The organism is Granulicella cerasi, from assembly GCF_025685575.1.
Taxonomy (GTDB): Bacteria; Acidobacteriota; Terriglobia; order Terriglobales; family Acidobacteriaceae; genus Granulicella; species Granulicella cerasi.
This window is the reverse complement of the sequence record NZ_JAGSYD010000002.1, coordinates 238,545-256,244: the sequence shown is the minus strand read 5'-3', so window position 1 is coordinate 256,244 and position 17,700 is coordinate 238,545. Positions and strand designations below refer to the sequence as shown.

Here is a 17,700-nt window from a genome sequence, read left to right as displayed (position 1 = left end):
CTAGGTTAGACGCTACTTTGTCGCACACGGCTTACTTGGTGCGCAAGCGGGGCCGAAAGATAGGGCTTAGGCACTCAGCAGACGCGCAACAGCGTCTGCGACGCGTTCGGTGGCCGTCGGGCCGGTGGTGGTGAGGCTTTCCCGCACGGCGGTAAGTCCCTCGATCTGGCGATCGCGTGCCGGGCCGTCCGGAAGGATCTGCGAAAGCTCGAGCGCTACGTTTTGCGCCGTGAAGCGCCCCTGCAACAACTCGGGTACGAGACGGCGCTCGGCGATGAGGTTCGCCATCGCCACAGGCAGGTTGCCTGCGGCGTCGAGCGGCGTGCGCATCTCCTGCGGGTACTCCACGAGCTTCTTCGCGAGCGCGAAGGTGAGCGACGAGACTCGGTAGACAACCACGAATGGGTTGCCGACGAGCGCGGCAAGCACTGTGGCGGTGCCGCTGGCGACCACGGAGGCGCGCGCATGCGTCATCGCCTCGCGGGCGTCCGGCACGAGCGTCAGACGCATCGTTGCGGCTTCGGGGCCGAAGTACTTCAGGTGCTCGCGGTTGAGTTCCGCGATGTAGGCGCGCAGATCGTCAGGCTTGATGGTCGTGGCGTAGGGCAGCAGGAACTCGAAGCTCGTGTAGGCGGCGGGGTTTTCGGGCGTTTCAACGCCGTTCCAGCCGAGCGTGGTGTGCGCGGCGGTGCTGGCGATGAGGTCGCTCATGGCGAGCTCATGCAACGCAGGCAGGTTCGCCCGAATCTCCTTCCAGCGCGAACCGGGGAGCAGCGCAATCCACGTCTTTGCGGGGTCCAGGCCGAAGCGCTCGGCGTACTCCTCGCGCGTGCTGGTGATCGGCGGCAACTCCGTCAGCGGGTGGCCGACGAACTCAGCCTGCACGCCGCGCTTGGCGTAGAAGGTCTGCTCGAAGGGGAAGATCACCATCATCTTCGCGACGCGCTGCTGCACCCAGCGCAGGCGACTGCGCTTCCATGCCCAGAGCTGAGGGCTGACGAACCAGATGACCGGCACGCCCGCCCGCTTCAGGTGCTTGGCGAGCCGGAAGTTCACGTCGGGGAAGTCGATGAGGATCGCGACATCGGGCCGCTGGCGCTTGATCGATGCGACGAGGCGGCGGTAGCTCGCGTAGATGCGCGGGATGTGGCGCAGGATTTCGGTGACGCCCATGACGGCGACGTCTTCGGCGCGCACGACGCGCTGCTGGCCGGCGGACTCCATCTGCACGCCGCCGAGGCCGGTGAAGCTGGCGCCGGGCAGGCGGCTGGCGAGTTCGCGGATGATCGCCGCGCCGTAGGCGTCGCCAGAGGCTTCTCCGGCGGAGAGAAAGATGCGCGGTTGTTGGGGCGAGGACATTCCTTGTCGAGGGTAGCAGGAAGCCGTTTATCCTAGAAGAGATGGACACACGCGCGCTTTTCGGATTGAACCTGGCTGAACTCACGGAACTCTTCTCCACGATGGGGGAGAAGCCGTATCGCGCGCGCCAGATGTTCGAGGCGCTCTACAAGCAGCGCGTGGCGTCGGTGGAAGACATCACCACGCTTTCGCAGTCGCTGCGAGATCGGCTGATCCACGACGAGCAGACGATTGGCCTGCCGGAGATCGTGCAGACGGCGAAGTCCGTGGATGGCACCGAGCGCTACCTGATGCGCATGGCAGATGGCGAGACCGTAGAGACCGTGTGGATGCCCGACGGTGATGGCGGCGAACGCGGCGATGGCTCCGAGGCTGCTGAAGAAGAGCAGGGCGAAGATGTATCTGCCGAAGAGGCTGTCACTGCGGAGGAGTCGAAGGGTTTCTGGGATCGCCGTATGACTGCGGGACGGCCGCGGTCGAGCTTCGGCACGCTGGCGGCGAATGGATTCCGCCGTGCAACGATCTGCATTTCGTCGCAGGTAGGCTGCGCGGTGAACTGCCAGTTCTGCCTGACGGCGAAGCTCGGCATCAAGCGCAACTTGACCGCTGGCGAGATCGCCGGGCAGGTGGCGGCGGTGCTGAATCGTCACGGCATTCAGATGGGCAAGGACCGCATCAACCTCGTGTTCATGGGCATGGGCGAGCCGTTCCTCAACTACGACCACTTCATCAAGAGCGTGCGTTTGCTGGTCGAGGGCATCGGTATTCCGGAGTCGCGCATGACGGTGTCGACCTCGGGCATTCTGCCGGGCATCGAACGTTTCGCCGCTGAGGAAGTGCGCCCGAAGCTGGCGCTTTCGTTGAACGCGTCGAACGATATGGTGCGTGAAGAGGTCATGCCGATCACGCGCAAGTGGAACATCGCGCAGTTGCTCGAAGCGGTGCTGAAGATTCCGCTGAAGACGCGCGAGTGGGTGACGTTTGAGTACGTGCTGCTCGGCGGCGTGAACGATCAGCCGGTACACGCGCGTGAGGTACTGGCGCTGCTCGCGGGCATACGCGCGAAGGTGAACCTGATCGTGTGGAACCCGGGCCCGGGCATCGCATACACGCAGCCCAAGCCTGAGGATGTCGCGGTCTTCCAGAAGATGCTGATCGACGGCGGCATCGCGACGTACATTCGCCGTCCGCGTGGACGCGACATCTACGCGGCGTGCGGACAGTTGAAGCGCACGGTGGCGGAAGAGCAGCCGCAGCTGGTGTCGATTAGCTAGAGCATCATTTACGCTGGACGCATGAATTCCTTGCTTGTACGTTGTGGCCTGGCGTTAGCCGTTGTGTGTCTGCCTGCGTTTGCGCAGAAGGAAGCTCCCTCTGTCATCACGGTGGATGAAGCGCAGCCCACGGCGCGCATCACGGATGTTGTGTACTCGAAGAAGCATCCGGAGCACATGCTGCTGGGTCCTGCACAGATGCGGGCGTTCTATCACTTCAACGGCGTGCGCAATATGGGCGAAGGGCAGACGATTGCGATCATCGGCGCGCATCACAATCCTGTGATCGAGCATGACCTGATGGTCTTTTCGTCGCGATTCGGTTTGCCGCAGTGCAGCTTCAAGAACAAGTGCCTTACGCAGGTGGCGGTGCAGAGCGGCGATCCAAGCCACTGGAAGCCGACGCTCGGTGCGACGCCGAATGACGACGGCAAGCCGCATAGCTACGGCGAAGAAGAGATGGACATGGAGTGGGCCCATGCGATGGCTCCTGCGGCGCACCTGATGCTTGTAGAAGGCATGACGGGCTCGTGGTCCGATTACAACCTGTGCGTGAAAGCAGCGCTCGAGCATGGAGCGACGGTGGTGTCGTTGTCGCTCGCCGAACCCGAACGTGCCGACCACAAGCAGCTTTATCTCGACAACGAGAAATTCTACAGCGACAACCGCGCAGTGTACGTAGCTGCAGGTGGCGACCACGCGCATACGGCGCGCTGGCCTGCGTCGCTGCCGGAGGTCGTTGGTGTCGGCGGAACCACGATCACCACGAATGAAATGGGCGAGCGTCTCGGCGAAGTGGCGTGGACGAAGAAGTCCGACAAGGAGCATGCAACCGGCACGGGGGGCGGCACGTCGCTTGCGGTGAAGGAGCCACAGGCGCAGTTGGCATACGGCTTACCCGGCGATGAGCTGCATATGCGCGGCACGCCGGATGTGGCCCTCTATGCGACCGGCAAGATCGGCATCGCGGTCTACAACTCCAACGTGAACCCTGAGGGCGGAGAGGCTCCGCTGTGGCACCAGAGCGGTGGCACGAGCGCTGGCGCGCCCATGTGGGCGGGCATTCTCGCGACGGCAAACTCCATGCGCGTGCAGCAGGGCAAGAAGCCGCTCTCGCAGTTTGAGAGCAAGGAGTTTGGCTCGGGCACACTGGCCGCGTTGTACAGCGTAGGGAAGTCGACGCCAAGTGCGTTCATGGACATCACCGAAGGCACGAACGGCGACTGCGGAGATGAGTGCAAGGCCGGACCGGGGTATGACTACCTGACGGGCCTGGGTGTGCCGAACGGCAAGGTGATGCTGGAAGCGTTGGCGGCTCTGCCGTAACCGAAGGAGACTCGTTGTGTCGCAGCCGACTGCGTGGTTTGAGAGGAAGTTTGCGTTCCCGTTGTCGATTGAGGTGTATCCCTCGGTCGTCGAGAGATTGTCCAGCGCCGCGGATCGACTGGCGGAAGAGGTGAGCTCCGTAGGCACATCGCTGATGAAGAAGCCTCAAGGGCGATGGTCGATCAAGGAGCATGTCGGGCATCTGGGTGACATCGAGCCCCTTTGGCTCGCACGCGTTGAAGACTATGTGCAGGGGCGTCAGCAGTTGACGCCCACCGATCTGCAGAACAAGCAGACGGATGAAGCGAACCACAACGCGAGCGAGATCACCGATCTTCTCGAGCGGTTCCGCGCACGTCGTATGCTGCTCCTGCATCGATTGGAAACGTTGCATCCAAGGCAGATCACCGCGATGGTGGAGCATCCACGGATGAAGCTGCCGATGGGCATCGTGGATCATCTGTACTTCGTCGCGGAGCATGAAGATCATCACCTCGCGGTGATTCGTGCGATGCGGGCCTCCCCAAAGTAAAACGCGGAGCCAGGATGAACTGTCTCCGCGTTTATCGTGAGGCGAATTGCGCTACGGGAGCGGCGCTGCGAGGCGGCGTTCGAGGCCGCTTTTCACTTCAGGCCACTCGCTCTTCAGAATCGAGAACCACGCCGTATCGCGGAAGCTGCCGTCGGGCATGAGCATGTGGTCGCGGAAGGTGCCTTCATACTTTGCGCCGAGCGCTTTGATGGCGGCGTGGGAGCGGAGATTGCTGCCGTGGGCTTTGAATGCCACGCGGCGGCAACCGAAGGTTTCGAAGGCGAACTTCAACTGCAGGTACTTTGCCTCCGCGTTGACCTTTGTGCCACGCAGCGGAGGCGTGATCCAGCTATTGCCGATCTCGACGCTGGAGTCCTTGAGGTTGATGTCGAGGAAGCGCGTGCCGCCTGCGATGATCTCGCTGCCATCGGGAAACTTTGCGAAGGTTACCCAGGGCATCATCGTGTGGGCTTCCTGTTGCTCCCATCCTTGCTTGGCCCAGGTTTCCAGGTCTTTGCGATCGAGGATCGGGTTCGCCATGTACTTCCACGTCTGCTCCTCGAGCGCGATGGTTTCTACGAGCGTGAGATGACGCGGGCTCAGCGGTTCGAGGCGAACGTACTGGCCATCAAGAACTGGGGTATCGATCCATTCCATAGCAGTCTCAGGGTACCGCAGAGCGAATGTGCTAGGCGATGCGGCCGCGTTGGCCGATAGCGAGTACGACTTCGGCGACGTTGTCGTAGTTGTGGCGCAGCACATTGCCCTCATGCACGAAGTTGCCGACGATCGGCTCCACGCCGAGCGCGCGGATGCGTTCGAGGTCTGCTTCAATCGGCGTCTGGCCTTCACGCGCGTACTGCTCCAGCGTTGCCGGCAGGATCGGCGCAGTGTTGATCAGCGCGTAGTCGAAGATGCGTCCATGCGCGTGGTTGAAGATCTTCTCGATGTGCTGCGAAGCCGAGAGGCCGAGCGACTCGTTGGCCTGCGTCATCAGGTTGCAGGCGTAGACGCGTGTCGCGTTCGTCGATGCCATCGCTTCGGGGATGCCGCGCACGAGTAGATTGGTGATGAGCGAGGTGTAGAGCGAGCCCGGGCCTATGGTGATCAGGTCGGCTTGCTCGATCGCTTCAAGTGCTTCGGGCATCGGCGCGGCATTGGACGGCTCAAGCAGAAGTTCCGAGATACTGCGCTTCGATTGGGTGATGTTCGTCTCGCCGCGAACGATCGAGCCGTCGTCCATGATCGCGGAGAGGCGCGCGTTGACGGTCGTTGAGGGGTAAATGCGTCCGCGGGTCGCGAGAATCTGGGAGGAGGTCTGCACGGCCTGCGCGAAGTCGCCGGAGATTTCTGTCAGTGCGGCGAGGAAGAGGTTGCCGAAGCTGTGGCCCCCGAGATCGCCATGCTGGAAGCGATGCTGGAAGAGCCGCGAGAGCAGGTGTTCGTCTTCGCTGAGGGCGACGAGGCAGTTGCGAACGTCGCCGGGGGGCAGCATGTTCAACTCGTCACGCAGGCGTCCCGAGGAGCCGCCGTCGTCGGTGACGGTGACGATGGCCGAGAGGTCGTGGATGACACACGGAGCATCCTTGCAGCGCGAATCCTGCGGCGTGGGCGCGCCGGGCGGCGGCGACACAAACCGCTTCAGTCCGCGGAGCAGCGTGGAGAGGCCGGTGCCTCCGCCGATAGCGACAACGCGAAGCGCCTGAGAATGTGCGGTCTGCGACATTGTCGATCAGTGTAGAGCAGGTGGCTGTGGGGAGTTGTGTCGCATGAAAAACCCGTCCACCGCGCGAGCGATGGACGGGTTCGCATTTGGGTGAAGTCTTACGCTTCGGGGTAGAGAAGTTCCGTGAAGCGAGGGTCGTCAGCCACAGGCTCGAAGTCCGAGTCCGAGCGGGCCTGGAAGCGGTTCTGCGCATTGAGGCGGATCGCTTCGGTGAGGTGCTCGATGCAGTGCGAGGTTTCGCCCGTGAGCGAAGCCAGCAGCGCGAGGCCGTAGAAAGCGTAGTCGGCTTCCTTGTCCTTCAGGATGATCTCGTTGAAGTGCTCGCGTGCGTCCTCGTAGTGGCCCTGGTTCAGCAGCGAGATCGCGTAATCGTAGCGCTCCTCGTGCGTGGAGAACTCGGTCGAGCCTTTGCTGATCTGTGCGACGCATGCGGCGATGTACATGCGGATGCGGTCGCCAAGATCCTGCGGCGCTTCGGCGAGCATCTCGTCGAATGCGGCGTGGGCCTTGTCGTACTTGCCGGCCTGCATCAGCTTCAGCGCGCTCTCGTAGAGAGCGAGGATGCTCTTGCGAGCGGCATCGTCGTTGACCACGTCACCGGCGATCGTCTTGCTGGCGCGCTTCGGCTTGACTTCGGCTTTAGGGGTGGTCGACTTCGTAGTTGCGGACTTTGTGGCCATGCTTGAAGGGAACTCGAGGGTTAGAGATAAGGTGCTGTGATCGTCTACAGCGTAATGTAGGGCTGCATCGGTGTTATACGAGGCCAGCAGCCTCGGGGTCAACTCGCGGCGGGTGTCGCGTCGTCGGAGGAAGATTCGTGGCGACCGTAGAGCACCGGATTCAGCGTGGGATCGTTATACATCTTCATCTGACGATACAGCTTGAAGCGGCGCTGGCCCTGCTGCACGGCGGCCCATAGTTCGTCGAGACAACCTGTGAGGTCGTCGCGCTGTTCACGCAGTACGTTCAGGCGGCGGAGATTGCGCTCGCGGTGGCTCGGTTCAGCATCGGCGCGCTCGGCTTCTTCTTCCGTGTGGAAGATCTTCAGCGACAGAATCGAAAGGCGATCGATCATCATGCCAGGCGTTTCGGAGTGCAGCGCGGCGTCGGCGGGTTGAGAGCCTGCTTCGCGCAGAAGCTGCTCATCGATGCGCTCGGCGAGATCGTTACGACGTTGATTGAGGCGGTCGATGTCGTGCTTCACCTCGGCGATAGCGGCGTCGGTCGCATGCGTGTCGCGCGCTGCATCTTCGCGATGCCAGAGGTCGAAATTAGCGCGATGTTGTTGGAGCACGAGTGCGGCGAAGGTGTCGGGCTGCGGAGCCGCGAACGATTGCGCAGCATCATGCCAATGCGCGTTCGTTTGCTGGTGCAGGCGGACGATCTCGGTGGCTGGAAGCATGTCTCGCTTCACAGCATAACGCGACCGCGCACGTTACACTCGGGGAACGAATGCCGGACTCGAAGACAAAGCGTGTGCTGCTCTATCGCCTCGGTTCGCTGGGCGATCATCTCATTGCGATTCCTTGCTACAGGCAGGCGCGTCGCGCGTTTCCCAACGCAGAGATGCGTCTGTTGACGAACATCCCTGTCGCGGCGAAGGCCGCTGCCGCAGAAGCTGTGCTGGGCAACTCCGGTCTTGTCGATGGCTTCGAGACCTACGTGGTGGGCGAGCGCAGCCCGTTGGCGCTGCTGAAGCTGATGTGGCGCATCCGTCGCTATGGCGCGGACACGATGGTGTATCTCGCAGGACCACGCGGCATGAAGGCCGCAGAGCGCGATCGCGCCTTCTTTCGGCTATGCGGCATCAAGCGCATCATCGGGCTTCCGCTGACCGAGGACGAGCAGAAGAACCGCTTGCTGCGCACCGAGGCGGACGGCAAGCCGCTCTATGAAGCCGAGGCAGATCGTCTTGCGCGGTGTGTGGCAGCGGAGTTGGGCGATCCTGTGACGAGCGATCCGGCGAACTTTGCTCCTGGGCTGACGGCGGCGGAACGCGCCGAGGCCGACGCGCTGCTTGCGCCGCTGGCAGGGCGCTCCTTCTTTGCGTTCAGCATCGGAACGAAATCCCAGGCGAACCACTGGGGGCTTGACCGCTGGACGAGCTTCTTTCGCCAGTGGGCGAGCGAGCACCCTGAGAGCGGTCTCGTCGTACTCGGCGCGCCGAATGAAGCGGCCGAGAGCGAAGAGGTCGCTGCCGCGTGGCGCGAAGGCGCTGGCGGTAAGGCATTGAATCTATGCGGCGCATCCTCTCCGCGGGTGTCTGCGGCGGTGATGGAGCGGGCGCGGATGTTCTTCGGGCACGACAGCGGGCCGGGGCACCTGGCGGCCTCGGTGGCGACGCCGGTCATGAGTATCTTCTCCTCACGGAACGTGCCCGGGCAGTGGTATCCGTTCGGTCGCCATGTGCGGGTGTTGCAGCATTGGGTGTCGTGCGGAGCGTGCGGGCTGGAGGTCTGCACTGTTGAGGGCAAGCGCTGCATTCTGTCGATCTCGGTGGACGAGGCTCTGGCGGCAGCGCGCACGCATCTCATGGATACAGCTATCCTAGAAAGACGGCCATGATCGAAGACGTTCACAAGATTCTGCAGTTGCTTGAAGGCGGGTTCTCTGACCTGCACGTGTTGGTGGTGGGCGACCTGATGCTCGACCGCTACATCCTCGGCGAAGTCGATCGCATCTCGCCGGAGGCCCCTGTGCCGGTACTGCGCCACGCGCAGCGGTATGAGCGCCCGGGCGGCGCGGCGAACGTTGCGATGAACCTCGCGGGCCTCGGCTGCAAGGTCGTCCTCGGCGGGTTCTGGGGGCGCGATGCGGAGTGCAATGAGCTGCGCGCGACGCTGGAGAAGGCAGGCATCGACACGGTCGGCGTGGTATCGACGACGCTGCCGACGGTCTCCAAGACACGCATTATCGGCCGCAACCAGCAGTTGCTGCGCCTCGACATCGAAAGCCGCGAGAAACCGTCGGCGGAAGAAGCCGCTGAACTCGAGAAGACCGCGGTTGCGTTGGTCGAGAAGGTGAACGTCGTTGTTCTTTCGGATTATGCCAAGGGCGCGCTGACCACTTCGCTCTGCGAAGCCGTGATTCGCGCAGCCCGCAGGCGCGGCGTGCCGGTGCTGGCGGACCCGAAGACCCCAGACTTTTCCAAGTACAGCGGCGCGACCTGCGTCTGCCCGAACCTGAACGAGCTTTCCGTGGCGACCGGCGTGCCGCAGCATGAACTCCCGGCCCTGATTGACGCCGGTGGCGAGCAGCGCCGCGAGCATGACATCGAGTACCTCGTGGTCACGATGAGCGAGAAGGGCATTCGCGTGCTGCGCGACGGCCCGAGCTTCCACTCGCCGGCACGAGCGCGCGAAGTCTTCGATGTCTCCGGCGCAGGCGACACCGTGATCGCGATGCTGGCCGCCGGATTCGCGGGCGGTCTGAACATCGAGCGTTCGGTGGAACTGGCCAACCTGGCCGCGGGCATCGTCGTGGGCAAGGTCGGCACGGTGCCGATCGCGGGCCACGAGCTGGTGAGCCTGCTGACCCCGTCGATGGGGCTTTCCGGCGCGGACAAGGTGCTGGACCGCCATCGCATGGCGCAGCGCGTGGCGGAGTGGCGCGCTGGCGGAGAGTCGATCGTCTTCACGAACGGCTGTTTTGATCTGCTGCACGTCGGCCACGTCACGCTACTGGAAGATTGCCGCCGCTTCGGCACGAAACTGGTGCTGGGGTTGAACACCGATGCGTCGATCTCGCGCCTGAAGGGGCCGAGCCGCCCGGTGGTCGGGCAGAATGAGCGCGCTCGCGTGATGGCCGCGCTCGCCGCGGTGGACGCAGTCGTGCTGTTCGACGAAGACACCCCGCTCGAAGTGATTCAGGAGCTGCAGCCGGATGTGCTGGTAAAGGGCGGCGACTACTCCGTGGAAACCGTTGTAGGCCATGAGGTTGTGGCTGCTCGCGGGGGCCGCGTGGAGATCGTACCGACGGTCGAGGGCTTCTCGACGACGAACATCGTACGCAAGCTCTCGGCGCAGGGGCCGACCTGCTAGTCGCTTTCGCGACAGCGGTCAGCCTTCGCGGCCGATTGCATGGATTTGTAGAAGGGTAGGTCGGTGGTGAGCGGGCTGGGGCTCGAACCCAGGACCAGCGCCTTAAAAGGGCGATGCTCTACCAACTGAGCTACCCGCCCGACCTGTCTACTAAGGTAACAGGTTCGCGGGAGTGGAAAAGGGGGAACCCTCCTTGCCAATGTATGCCTAGTGACTAGTGCACACGTTGCATTGACTGGGCTTGTCTCTCTCGATAGCCTCTGGGTACGGCTCTGTACTTTTGTGTTAACACCAGAAACAAGCGGCGCGCAGTTGAATCTCGCGGCTCGAGGCTGAAATGGAAAAGGAACCATCCGAACTCGTAGAGGGTGCGCTGCCCGGTGATACGCCGGAAGACGTCGCCGTTCTCTACGCCTGGGCGAATCTCCAGGGGGCCAAATATCGCGATTTCTCCGCATCACGCCGCGAGTACCGCGCGCAGATGCGCCTTCGTGCCGCCGAAGAACAGCGTCAGGCCGAGTCTCTAGCGCAACGTGAAGCAGAAGTGGCTGCGTCCGAAGCTGAGAAGGCGGCTCGAGAAGCCGAAGAAGCCGCACGCCTGCACGAAGAAGCCGCCCGCAAGGCCGCCGAAGCGCAGCAGAAGAAAGATACCGAACAGCAGCACGAAGCCAAGAATCGCGCCCAGCGTCAGGCCGAAGAGATGAGCCGCATTGCGGCCTCCGAGCGTATCGAAGCCGCTCGACGCGCCGAAGCTGTAGCTGCAGCGGAAGCCGCGGCTCGGCGTGAAGCACGCGAGATGGAAGATGCGCGCGTCTCCGCCGAGCGGCAGGCGCAGCGTTATGCCGCGTCGGACGTGCGTCGCCGTGCGGTTTCCGGCTCGAACGTGGTCGGCGGACGCATCTCTGACCCCTATATCGATAAGGCGCACCAGTTGCCTGGCCGCGTTTATCACCAGCCTTCCGTGCCCGACGAAGACATGATGCCGGTGCGTCACTCGCAGTCGCGTGTGATCGTGCCGCAGCTTCGCAGCACCACGGGAATCGACCCTGTCGCCGCCGAAGTGAAGGCCCCGACCAGCTTGTCAGAGGCGGCGATCGTCGCCGCGCGCGGAACCCGCGCCATCGAGCGGGAGCCGAAGGAGAATCCGCAGGCGGCGCCCGATACGTTCTTCGAAAAGCCCCGCCCGGCGCGCCAGGCTGTTTCTGAAGGCTCGACGACGGTGATTCCAATCGCTCCGCGCTCACAACAGTTTCCTCCGGCGCTCTCTTCGCTTTCCTCTCCTGATGCGCCGATCGCGCGCCCGGCAGCTTCGCAGGCTTCGCGTTCCTTGATCGTCACGCCGTCCGTGTCGAAGGCGGAGTACGGCACATCCGGTTTCGTGCCCGTCGCTCCTGCGCCGATTCAGGCCGCGGATGACACGCTGAACACTTCGCGCACCAGCTCGATTCTCGGTCTGGATATGTCGCCGGTAGAGCATGATCCGTCGGAGATCGTGCCGGTAGCGCAGCCGCGCCCGAGCACGCGCACACGCACGGCCTCACGCAACGACCTTTTCGCTGCGGAAATGGAGCAGGCTCCGTCGAAGCTGAGTTCGGGCAAGGTTCCGGTGGCGCAGCCCGTCGTTACCGCAGAAGAGAACGATTCTCCCGGCCAGCGTGCGTACCTGCAGGCGAAGGCCGAGGCGCAGGCGAAGGCGGATGCCGCCCTGGCGCAGGCGCGCCGTGTTCGCGGCTATCAGCCGGATGAGGCAAGCGGCTTCTTCGCAGCTTATGGCAGCGCTCGTGAGCGCGTAGCCAATGCGCCTTCGTCGGGTGCGATCGACATTACGCCGGTGCCGGCATGGATCGAGCGTTCGGACCTGCCGCGCGAGGACGCTCCCAAGGGCGCTCGCGTCGGTTCGGCCATCCCTTCTTCGGACAGCCTGCAGCGCTCCCGCGAACGCGTGGCGTCGCGCTGGTACGCGCTGAAGGGCGTCTTCGATTATGGCGTGCAGGAGCAGATGGCCGAGAAGGCTGCCGAAGAGGAAGCCCGCTCGCGCGAGGTTCCGCTGGTAGCCGTGTTCTCGCTCGCAGGCGGGGTAGGGAAGACCAGCCTCGTCGCTTCACTCGCGCGTGCGCTTTCCGCGACCGGTGAGACGATTCTGCTGGCGGACACGACCTCGCATGGCTTGCTGCCGTTCTACTTTGGCGCAAGCGAGCTGCTTCCGGAAAAGATGCGCCGCTTCTCGCCGCCGTCGGGTTCCAACGATGCGCCGATCTGCATGATCAGCTATGACGTCATGCACAAGTCCGGCGACCCGGCCTCGCAGGAGTGGTTTTCCAAGGAGATCGCACAGCGCACGGCAGACACTTCGCGTGCGATCTTTGACCTGACTGCGGTCACGCCCTGGGTCGCTCGTCGCCTGGCGCAGATGAATGCGACGGTGCTCGTTCCGTTGGCGCCGGACATGAATTCGGTCATCTCGCTTGGTGCCATCGAAAAGTTCTTTGCGGAGATCAAAGACGGCCAAGGTAAAAAGGTGGAGCCGGTGTACTTGCTGAACCGGTTCGACGCAACGCAACGACTGCACCTGGACGTGCGCGAGGTGATGCGGCAGCAGTTGGGCGACCGCCTGCTCCCATTTGTGATTCGCCGCGCCGCTTCGGTTCCCGAGGCGTTGGCAGAAGGAATGACCGTGATGGATTACGCGACGGATTCTTCGGTGGCAGAAGATTACCGCAACCTGGCGGCATGGTTGAAGGCGCAGAAGGCGCCTGCGGTCCATGCGCAAAAGACCGCACGATGGAGTGAGCAATGACGAGATCTCCCCTGTGGAGAGAGTTTGAGTCCGGCGAAGGATTCTTGCTCAAGGCGCTCAGGTTTCTGATCCTGGGCGGCGGTGTTTTGTTTCTGATGTTTACCGGCGGACTGCCGCTGACGTGGCCGCAACAGGCCGTGCTCGGTTTGCTGCTCGTGCTGGTCGCGATCTGGATTGATCGCAGTTCGAACTCGTACTTGATCACGCTGACACTGATGCTGCTCAGCGTGTTTTCTACGTTCCGCTACGGCTTCTGGCGTATTTTCACGGTCTACAAGTTCTTCTTCGATCCTGACACCGCGCAGACGTGGACATGGCTGGATGCGTTTTTCATCCTGCTGCTGGTGGGCGCGGAAGCCTATGCCTTTTTGATCCTTGCGCTGGGCTACATTCAGACGATCTGGCCACTGCGTCGCACGCCGGTGCCGCTGCCGGAAGATCCTGAACTCTGGCCCGCAGTTGACCTGCTGATTCCGACCTACAACGAGCCGCTGAACGTGGTGCGTTACACCGCGCTGGCTGCGATGAACATCGATTGGCCGGCCGAAAAGCTGAACGTCTACATCCTCGACGACGGCAAGCGCGAAGAGTTCCGTGCGTTCGCGGAAGAGGCTGGCATCGGGTACATGACGCGTGACGATAACAAGCACGCGAAGGCTGGCAATATCAACCGCGCGCTGAAGCGTCTCGATGCACCGTTTGTCGCGATCTTCGACTCGGACCACATCCCTACGCGCTCGTTCCTGCAGCTGACGATGGGCTGGTTTGGCCGCGACAAGAAGCTAGGCATGTTGCAGACGCCGCATCACTTCTACTCGCCGGATCCCTTCGAGCGTAACCTCGACCAGTTCCGCGTGATCCCGAACGAAGGCGAACTCTTCTACGGTGTCGTGCAGGACGGTAACGACTTCTGGAACGCCACCTTCTTCTGCGGCTCGTGCGCTGTGATGCGTCGCGAGGCGCTGGACGAGGTTGGCGGCATCGCCGTGGAGACCGTCACCGAAGATGCGCACACCTCGCTGCGTATGCAGTCGAACGGCTGGAACACGGCGTACATCAACATTCCGCAGGCAGCCGGTCTTGCGACGGAGCGTCTGAGTGGCCATGTGAAGCAGCGTATTCGCTGGGCGCGCGGCATGATCCAGATTCTGCGCACGGACAATCCGCTGCTCTTGCCGGGGCTCTCGGCCGCGCAGCGTCTCTGCTACTTCAACGCGATGACGCACTTCCTGTACGCGTTGCCGCGCCTGATCTTCCTGACCGCACCGCTGATCTACCTGATCCTTGGTCATACGAACGTTCCGGGCTACTGGGCGGCGATCTTCGCGTATGCGTTCCCGCATCTTGTGCTTTCGAACATGACGAACTCGCGCATTCAAGGCCAGCATCGTCACTCGTTCTGGAACGAAATTTACGAAACGGTTCTTGCGCCTTACATCTTCCTCCCGACGATGCTCGCGCTGGTGAATCCGAAGCTCGGCAGCTTCAACGTGACGGCAAAGGGTGGCGTGGTCAATCGCTCGTACTTTGACACGCGGATCGCGCAGCCGTTCCTCGTCATGCTGTTTCTGAACTGCGTGGGCTTGCTCTGTGCCATCCCCCGCTACATCAAGTTCCCGTTCGTCACGGCGCCTCATCCGATCGACTGGATCGTGAACATCCCCGCAAACATGTGGGATGGCACCCATCCCGGAACGATTGTGATGAACGTACTGTGGACGTTCTTCAACATCATGATTCTTGGCGTGGCCACGGCTGTTGCGTGGGAAAGCCAGCAGCGCCGCACGACAGTACGTGTCTCGATGGCCGTGCCGGCTGGCGTGGTGCTTGCTGACGGCAGCGCAATCCAGGGCGTTACTGCTGATCTCTCAAGCGGCGGCTGCATGATGGAATGCGATGGTCCGGTGAACGTGGCCATCGGTGACGCTGTACGCGTGGTGTTCCCGGTGTTGGATGGTGACGCTGTGCTGCCGGCAACGATTGTGGGCCTTGAAGATGGGCGCGTGTTGCGCGCTCAGTTTGATCCATTGACGATCCAGGAAGAGGAAGCGCTGACTATGGTGCTGTATTCGCGAGCCGATACTTGGCTGGGATGGGGTGAAGCCCGTGAAGCCGATCGCCCGCTGCATAGCCTTTGGCGAATTTTGTTGCTCTCCGTGCATGGCCTGCGCCGTACCGCGCGCGGCATGATGCAGAAGCGTTCCAACTCGCCGAAGGGCAAGCTGGCCACGAGCATCACGCCGATGCTACTGCTCGCACTGCTGCTGCCGGGTCTGCATGTGGCTCACGCGCAGGTGCTCGCACCGCGCTCTGTCGCTGCTGACGGCGGTGTCGCCGGACCGAACATGGTCACGGCTCTGAACCCTGCCGCGGCGCTGGTTCCTACCGATGGCGCGCCTGCCCGCGCTGTTCCTGCGGGTCAGTTCGATAACGTCTTCACGCTCGGCGACATCGGCGTGCCGGACACGATCGTGCTGCGCGGCGTGGACGCGTATCACTCGGTTTACTTCTCAGTGCCGCAGACGCAGGTCGTCAAGACGGCGACGCTGAAGCTGAACTATCACTTCTCGCCGGGCTTGCTGCCGATGATCTCTCATCTGAAGGTGAGCCTCAACGGCACGTTGTTTGCGACGATCCCTGTCACGCAGCAGGCCCAGGCGCCTGCTGGCGATCTCACCTCTTCGCAGAAGCTCAACTCCGTTCGCGTTGAAAACAACGCGATGCTCTCAGTGAATCTTGCGATGCCGTCGGAGATGCTTGTCCATAACAACGAACTCACCTTCGAGTTCGTCGGCCACTACACGATGGACTGCGAGGACCCTTCGCACTCGACGCTGTGGTCGCATGTGGATACGACGTCGACTCTGGAACTCGCAGGTTCGCTGCTGCCACTGCAGAACGATCTGAAGATGCTGCCGTTGCCGTTCTATGACTCGTCGGTGAACCTGCATCCTTCGATTCCCATCGTCTTCATGTCTCAGCCTTCGCCGCGCGCCCTGGAAGCGGCTGGCATCATGGCTTCGTGGTTCGGTGTGCTTACGGATTATCGCCCCGCGCGTTTCCCCGTAAGCTTTGGCACGATCCCACAGGGCAACGTCATCGTGATCTGCGATGATCCGTCCAAGTTGCCGACCAGTTTGAGCATCGGCGGAAGCGCTGGCCCGACGGTGGCGATGCGCACGAACCCGAACGACCCCTACTCGAAGGTGCTGGTGCTGACAGGCGACAATGCCGACGATCTTGTGACGGCGGCGCGTGTGCTTACGCTCAGCCCGGAAGGCGCTCTGGCAGGAGACATTCAACGCCTCACACTGACCGAAGCTCCGAAGAAGAGTGAGCCGGATTCTGCTCCGCGCTGGTTGCGTACGGACAAGCTCGTCCGCCTCGAAGACATCACCAAGGGCAACGACCTGCAGGGCGATGGCAGCGTGCCGGTGAACATCTTCATGCGCGTTCCGCCGGACCTCTACTACAGCAACAAGGGCGCGCTCGCGTTCCAGATGGACTACCGATACAACGGTGTTCCGCTGGCCGACGAATCCACGCTGCAGATGTTCATGAACGGCGCGTACGTTTCTTCACCGCCGCTGCCGCACACCGATACGGCTTCGAAGGACCTGCATACAGTGATCCCGATTCCCGTGGTGGACATGCGTCCGTTCTCGAACTCGCTCACTGCAAAGTTTGTCTTCCAACTCGCGGTGAAGGGCAAGTGCCAGGACACCGCGCCGATGAACCTGCAGGGTGCGATCCTCAAGAGCTCGTACCTCGATCTCCGCGGCATCCCGCACTGGGCACGTCTGCCGGATCTGGAACTCTTCTCGAACGCGGGCTTCCCGTTCACGCGTCGTGCTGATCTTTCGGACACCGCCGTCGTGATGCCCAGCGCTCCAGGACTGGAAGAGATCGAACTCTACCTGACGATGATGGGCCACTTCGGCGCGCAGACCGGCTACCCGGTGCTGAACGTCACGGTGACCGACGCCGACGGCATGAAGGACGGTCGCGACTACCTCGTCATGGGTACGATGGATGATCAGCCTGCGATCGGCAAGCTGAACGACACGCTACCTGTACGTATCGACAATGGCGGTCTTCGCGTGCAGGACACGCAGGGCTACTTCGATCCGCTGCAGCACGCCTGGTGGAAGGTGAAGAGCTCGGACCACATTGAGAGCGGCAAGCTCTCCACGCAGGGCGGCATGCCGGACGCGATCATCGAGGGCATCGAATGGCCGCGCGGTTCGGGGCACTCGACGGTGCTCGTGGCTCTGCGCGACAAGTCGATCGCGGCGAACTTCATGTCGGTATTCCTGAAGACCTCGCAGTCGTCCGATATCTCGCAGACGGTGAGCGTGCTGGCAGGGAACCGCTTCGCCAGCTACCGTATCGGCAACCAGAACTACCATGTGGGCTACCTGAACCCGTTCGTGCGCCTCTGGCTGCTCTTCTCGGAGTTCCCGTGGCTGGTCGTTCTGGCTGCGGCTGTGCTCTGCTTCCTGATGGCGGCTCTGCTGCGCGCTATGCTGCGCCGCAACGCACGCCGTCGCCTGCAAGCAAACTCGTAATGCAACCGAGAGCGCCTGGAGATTTTCCGGGCGCTCTCTTTTTTCTGACATCGGCTAAGGCGTAGGTTCTCATCGGAT

General features: G+C 62.6%; 12 protein-coding genes and 1 tRNA gene. 7 read left to right on the top strand and 6 right to left on the bottom strand.

Annotation, left to right across the window (positions count from 1 at the left end):
- Positions 1–66: 66 nt before the first annotated feature.
- Positions 67–1,359 (bottom strand): lipid-A-disaccharide synthase, encoded by a 1,293-nt coding sequence (locus tag OHL11_RS06565; RefSeq protein WP_263370698.1) that lies wholly within the window; start codon positions 1,357–1,359, stop codon positions 67–69.
- Between the two features lie 41 nt (positions 1,360–1,400).
- Between OHL11_RS06565 and rlmN the strand changes: the two genes are divergently transcribed.
- The 3 genes from rlmN to OHL11_RS06550 are packed head-to-tail and all read left to right on the top strand — an operon-like array spanning position 1,401 to position 4,491.
- Entirely contained in the window at positions 1,401–2,633 is a 1,233-nt protein-coding gene (gene rlmN, locus OHL11_RS06560; RefSeq protein ID WP_263370697.1) for a 23S rRNA (adenine(2503)-C(2))-methyltransferase RlmN, read from the top strand.
- A 21-nt stretch (positions 2,634–2,654) separates the two neighbouring features.
- Positions 2,655–3,959 carry a S53 family peptidase gene (locus OHL11_RS06555; protein WP_263370696.1) on the top strand — a complete coding sequence of 435 codons (1,305 nt, stop codon included), beginning with the start codon at positions 2,655–2,657 and terminating at the stop codon, positions 3,957–3,959.
- Between the two features lie 16 nt (positions 3,960–3,975).
- A complete protein-coding gene (locus OHL11_RS06550) occupies positions 3,976–4,491 on the top strand; it encodes a DinB family protein (protein WP_263370695.1) in 516 nt (171 codons plus the stop codon).
- 51 nt (positions 4,492–4,542) lie between these two features.
- Here the strand turns inward: OHL11_RS06550 and OHL11_RS06545 are convergent, their stop codons facing one another.
- From OHL11_RS06545 to OHL11_RS06530, 4 genes are all read right to left on the bottom strand, one after another.
- Positions 4,543–5,148, bottom strand: a complete 606-nt coding sequence (locus OHL11_RS06545; protein WP_263370694.1) for a GNAT family N-acetyltransferase — start codon at positions 5,146–5,148, stop codon at positions 4,543–4,545.
- Between the two features lie 31 nt (positions 5,149–5,179).
- The gene (locus OHL11_RS06540) at positions 5,180–6,217 is read right to left on the bottom strand and encodes a gluconeogenesis factor YvcK family protein (protein WP_263370693.1); all 1,038 of its coding nucleotides are present in this window, start codon (positions 6,215–6,217) and stop codon (positions 5,180–5,182) included.
- Positions 6,218–6,315: 98 nt separating this feature from the next.
- Positions 6,316–6,897, bottom strand: coding sequence for a tetratricopeptide repeat protein (locus OHL11_RS06535; RefSeq protein WP_263370692.1), 582 nt, complete (start codon positions 6,895–6,897; stop codon positions 6,316–6,318).
- A gap of 98 nt (positions 6,898–6,995) precedes the next feature.
- Positions 6,996–7,619 (bottom strand): DUF4254 domain-containing protein, encoded by a 624-nt coding sequence (locus OHL11_RS06530; RefSeq protein ID WP_263370691.1) that lies wholly within the window; start codon positions 7,617–7,619, stop codon positions 6,996–6,998.
- Positions 7,620–7,669: 50 nt separating this feature from the next.
- Between OHL11_RS06530 and OHL11_RS06525 the strand changes: the two genes are divergently transcribed.
- Both OHL11_RS06525 and hldE read left to right on the top strand, forming a co-directional pair.
- Positions 7,670–8,782, top strand: a complete 1,113-nt coding sequence (locus OHL11_RS06525; RefSeq protein ID WP_263370690.1) for a glycosyltransferase family 9 protein — start codon at positions 7,670–7,672, stop codon at positions 8,780–8,782.
- Positions 8,779–10,257, top strand: a complete 1,479-nt coding sequence (gene hldE, locus OHL11_RS06520; protein WP_263370689.1) for a bifunctional D-glycero-beta-D-manno-heptose-7-phosphate kinase/D-glycero-beta-D-manno-heptose 1-phosphate adenylyltransferase HldE — start codon at positions 8,779–8,781, stop codon at positions 10,255–10,257. Before OHL11_RS06525 ends, hldE begins: the two co-directional genes overlap by 4 nt.
- A gap of 64 nt (positions 10,258–10,321) precedes the next feature.
- Here the strand turns inward: hldE and OHL11_RS06515 are convergent.
- A tRNA-Lys gene (locus OHL11_RS06515) sits at positions 10,322–10,397 on the bottom strand.
- A gap of 197 nt (positions 10,398–10,594) precedes the next feature.
- Here OHL11_RS06515 and OHL11_RS06510 point away from each other — a divergent pair.
- Together OHL11_RS06510 and bcsA are read left to right on the top strand one after the other, a co-directional pair.
- On the top strand, positions 10,595–13,054 hold the full coding sequence (locus OHL11_RS06510) for a cellulose synthase operon protein YhjQ/BcsQ (protein ID WP_263370688.1): 2,460 nt from the start codon (positions 10,595–10,597) through the stop codon (positions 13,052–13,054).
- Complete coding sequence (bcsA, locus tag OHL11_RS06505; RefSeq protein ID WP_263370687.1) at positions 13,051–17,622, top strand: UDP-forming cellulose synthase catalytic subunit; 4,572 nt, start codon at positions 13,051–13,053, stop codon at positions 17,620–17,622. Before OHL11_RS06510 ends, bcsA begins: the two co-directional genes overlap by 4 nt.
- The last annotated feature ends 78 nt before the right edge of the window (positions 17,623–17,700 follow it).

Excerpts from the sequence above, each read along its gene's own strand:
- OHL11_RS06545 (WP_263370694.1), bottom strand. The coding sequence starts at position 5,148 with ATGGAATGGATCGATACCCCAGTTCTTGATGGCCAGTACGTTCGCCTC.
- OHL11_RS06510 (WP_263370688.1), top strand. The coding sequence starts at position 10,595 with ATGGAAAAGGAACCATCCGAACTCGTAGAGGGTGCGCTGCCCGGTGAT.
- OHL11_RS06530 (WP_263370691.1), bottom strand. The coding sequence starts at position 7,619 with ATGCTTCCAGCCACCGAGATCGTCCGCCTGCACCAGCAAACGAACGCG.
- rlmN (WP_263370697.1), top strand. The coding sequence starts at position 1,401 with ATGGACACACGCGCGCTTTTCGGATTGAACCTGGCTGAACTCACGGAA.
- bcsA (WP_263370687.1), top strand. The coding sequence starts at position 13,051 with ATGACGAGATCTCCCCTGTGGAGAGAGTTTGAGTCCGGCGAAGGATTC.
- OHL11_RS06535 (WP_263370692.1), bottom strand. The coding sequence starts at position 6,897 with ATGGCCACAAAGTCCGCAACTACGAAGTCGACCACCCCTAAAGCCGAA.
- OHL11_RS06565 (WP_263370698.1), bottom strand. The coding sequence starts at position 1,359 with ATGTCCTCGCCCCAACAACCGCGCATCTTTCTCTCCGCCGGAGAAGCC.
- hldE (WP_263370689.1), top strand. The coding sequence starts at position 8,779 with ATGATCGAAGACGTTCACAAGATTCTGCAGTTGCTTGAAGGCGGGTTC.
- OHL11_RS06555 (WP_263370696.1), top strand. The coding sequence starts at position 2,655 with ATGAATTCCTTGCTTGTACGTTGTGGCCTGGCGTTAGCCGTTGTGTGT.
- OHL11_RS06540 (WP_263370693.1), bottom strand. The coding sequence starts at position 6,217 with ATGTCGCAGACCGCACATTCTCAGGCGCTTCGCGTTGTCGCTATCGGC.
- OHL11_RS06525 (WP_263370690.1), top strand. The coding sequence starts at position 7,670 with ATGCCGGACTCGAAGACAAAGCGTGTGCTGCTCTATCGCCTCGGTTCG.